Source organism: Candidatus Zixiibacteriota bacterium, assembly GCA_022865345.1.
Lineage (GTDB): Bacteria > Zixibacteria > MSB-5A5 > MSB-5A5 > RBG-16-43-9 > RBG-16-43-9.
Genome location: JALHSU010000177.1, coordinates 1 through 3,474, shown reverse-complemented (window position 1 = coordinate 3,474; position 3,474 = coordinate 1). Strand labels below are relative to the sequence as shown.

At 45.1% G+C, this 3,474-nt stretch carries 3 protein-coding genes; all 3 read right to left on the bottom strand.

Annotated elements, in window-relative coordinates:
- A partial coding sequence (locus tag MUP17_08595) for a glutamine synthetase family protein (protein ID MCJ7459035.1) occupies positions 1-1,298 on the bottom strand: 1,298 nt, incomplete at its 3' end.
- 208 nt (positions 1,299-1,506) lie between these two features.
- Positions 1,507-2,943 (bottom strand): type I glutamate--ammonia ligase, encoded by a 1,437-nt coding sequence (glnA, locus tag MUP17_08590; protein MCJ7459034.1) that lies wholly within the window; start codon positions 2,941-2,943, stop codon positions 1,507-1,509.
- Between the two features lie 300 nt (positions 2,944-3,243).
- Positions 3,244-3,474, bottom strand: a 231-nt coding sequence (locus MUP17_08585) for a hypothetical protein (protein ID MCJ7459033.1), incomplete at its 5' end; no start/stop codon positions are given.

The following is a 3,474-nucleotide window of genomic DNA, read 5'->3' as shown; positions in this document are numbered from 1 at the left end:
TCGTACTTGCTCACGTGAATCCGGTAAGCATCCCATTCCATCTTCTTGTTAGCGATCAAAGACTCGAAGATATGATCGCCCAGGGTCTCCTTTGCCAGCTTGCTTTTTTCGAATAGACAGATCGCCTCTTCCAGGCTTCCTGGCAAACACCCGATATGCAGCTTTTCCCTTTCTTCCTCTGACAGATGGAAGATGTCTTTTTCCACTGGTGGAAGAAGCTCTAATTTTTCCTCCACCCCTTTCAAGCCGGAGGCAAGCATCAAGGCAAAGGCTAAATAGGGATTGCAGGTCGGGTCAGGCGAGCGGACTTCGATCCGGGTGGCTTTCTCCTTGCCGGGTTTATATTCGGGTATCCTCACTAAGGCTGAGCGGTTGCGGGTTCCCCAGGAGATATAGACTGGTGCCTCATATCCGGGCACAAGTCTTTTGTAAGAGTTGACCCACTGGCTCAAAACCAAGGTGATCTCCTGGATATGTTTGAAGATTCCGGCAATATATTGCTTTGCCATAGTGGAGAGATGGTACTTCTTCTCATTCGGGTCAAAGAAGATGTTCCTCTCCCCGTCAAATATTGACTGGTGAGTATGCATCCCTGAGCCGTTCTGCCCGAACAAAGGTTTGGGCATAAAGGTCGCATAATAACCTTCCCTTAAGGCAAGCTCCTTGACGGTCAGACGATAGAACATCACGAAATCAGCCATAATCAAAGCTTCCTGATACCTCAAATCTATCTCGTGCTGGGAAGGCGCAACCTCATGATGAGTGCATTCAACCTGAATCCCCATCTTCTCCAGAGCAGTTGCAGCCGCTTTCCTCATCTTAGTTCCAGGACTTACTGTGCTGTAATCAAAATAACCGCCATCGTCAATCGGCTCCGGCTTATCCTTGGAGGGGAAATAGAAATATTCTATTTCAGGACCGCAATAGAAGGTCCACCCTTTTTTTCTTATCTTTTCTAAAACCTTTTTCAGAGCATAGCGACTATCGCCGGCAAAAGGGGAGCCATCCGGATTCAGGACATCGCAGATCATCAGGCCTACTTTCTCATCATTGACTGACCAGGGTAATATCCTGAAAGTCTGGGGGTCCGGCATAGCCACCAGATCGCTTTCCTCAATCCTGACAAATCCCTCGACTGAAGAGCCGTCAAAACCCTGTCCCTCATCCAGGATCTGCTCCATCTCCCTGGCAGTAACCGACATCCCCTTTAAGGCTCCCAAGATGTCCGAGAACCACAGCCGGATATAGTTGACGTTGTTTTCCTTGATCAACTCCAGGACTTCTTTTTTGGATTTCAATTTATTTTCCTCCTTTTCCTAAAGTTTGAGCTGAAAGTCTTAATGATTTTTGTTCGGCGGGTTACTCATCCTACCGTAATTACGCAGTCCCGCCTCTGACTGAACGAATTCTGAATTTTCCTGGTTTTTCCTGAGACTTCTTTCTTCGGGTCAGTCTATCTGACCCTGCTTGAGAGTATTCAATTCAGCTCCCTTTGATTTTTTAGATTTAGACATCATAGTATAAGCTAATCTCAAAAGGATGAGGCCTGTTCCTGACCTCATTATATTCCCGATTCAATTTGTAATCTATCCAGGCCTCCAGAAGGTCTTCGGTGAAAATTCCTCCGGAGAGCAGGAAATCGCAATCCTTCTCCAGCGCATCTAAGGCTTCTTTTAAAGATGATGGCAAGCTCTTTATCCTGACTTTTTCCTCTGCAGGCAGAAGAAAAACATTCTTGTCAATGGGACCAAAACCAGCTTTCATCGGGTCGATTTTCTTTTTTATACCATCCAGTCCAGCTAAAAGCTGGGCAACTACTGCTAAATAGATGTTGCACGAGGCATCTGCAGGGCGGAATTCCACCCTTTTTTCCAGAGGGTCATTGTAAGCATATTTAGGAATCCGGATTGCTGCGCTGCGATTAGCTAAGGAGAAAAATAGTTTTACCGGAGCTTCAAAACCAGGAACCAGTCTTTTATAAGAATTGGTGCTGGGGTTGGTGAAAGCTAAAAGAGCCGAACCGTGGGTCAACAGCCCGCCGATATAATACAAAGCCAGTTTGCTCAGCCCCCCATATCCCTTTTTGTCATAGAATAAAGGTTTCCCCTTCTTAAAAAGATTCTGGTGAAAATGCATTCCGTTCCCGGCTTCATTGTACAGGGGCTTGGGCATAAAGGTGACTGTGTGGTTGTGCTTTTTTGCAACCATCTTTATCAGATATTTGATCCACATGCTCGTATCCCCGATTGTGGAAAGCTCCACCGAGATAATCTCTATCTCCGATTGCCCCGGACCACCAACCTCGTGATGATGATACCTTATTTTTATCCCGCTCTCCTCAATCAGCTTTACCATCTCTGAACGAATATTGAAAAGATCGTCTAAAGGTGGGATAGCCTCATATCCGCTACGCGGAGGGATTTTATGTCCCAAATTCTTACCCACCATCAAGCCTGAGTTCCAGTCTGCCTCACTTGAATCGATGATGTAGGAAGACATATTGATGTCGTTCTTGTAACTCACGCTGTCGAAGATGTAGAACTCGAATTCCGGTCCCCATAAACTCTTGTCTGCAATCCCGCTCTTCAGAAGATATTTTTCAGCCTTTTGCACAATAAGTCTGGGCTCCCTGGGAAATAAACTCAAGCTATCTGCTTCAGCCGAGCTGCAGATGAAACTCAAAGTCGGAACTTCCCAGAAAGGATCGAGCTGGGCTGTGGAAATATCCGGCAGCAAAGCCATATCCCCGGATTCCAGTGATTTGAAACCGGGAGTACTGGACCCGTCATAAGGCACTCCGGTTTTGAACATCTTCTGGTTCAACTGTCCTGCCGGCAGGGAGAGATGATGCCACCTGCCGAAAAGATCGCTGTATTTCAGGTCAATCATCTCGATCTTCTTCTGCCTGGCAAAAATCAAAACCTGATTTATACTTCTGAACAACTCTGCCTCCTGAAAATAAAAAAACTGAACTAGCTTTCTTTTATGAGTTCAATTTTAAAGATTTTATATAATATAAAGATTCTTAAAAGTCAATCAAATTGACGAAGTGTTTTTTGAAAAATTTTAACCCGGCTGAAAATCCAAACGAACACCCGCCGTCGGGTCAGGGGACCCGACGTACATGCTAAAACTGCACTAAATCGGTAAAACAGACATTCTTGTCTGTTTCTCATGGTCAGACAGGAATGTCTGACCTACCATACTTATCATGCATTATTTTTTCGTCTTACGTCTCTTATCTCACATCTTACTCTTTTTTAACTTTTCCCAGCAAACCCGGATACAGATACCGCACACCTCATTTTCCAGTCCTATGTTTTTAAGTCGCAGCAGACATCCCTGTCTGTAATCTTGCTGACCTTTTAGAAAAGGACATACCTGCATGCATGCCTGGCAATCTCCGCATCCCTGAAAATTCCTTTTTGGTGATTTTATCTTATATGGAATGAAAATTGTCGAGAGCCTCAAAGC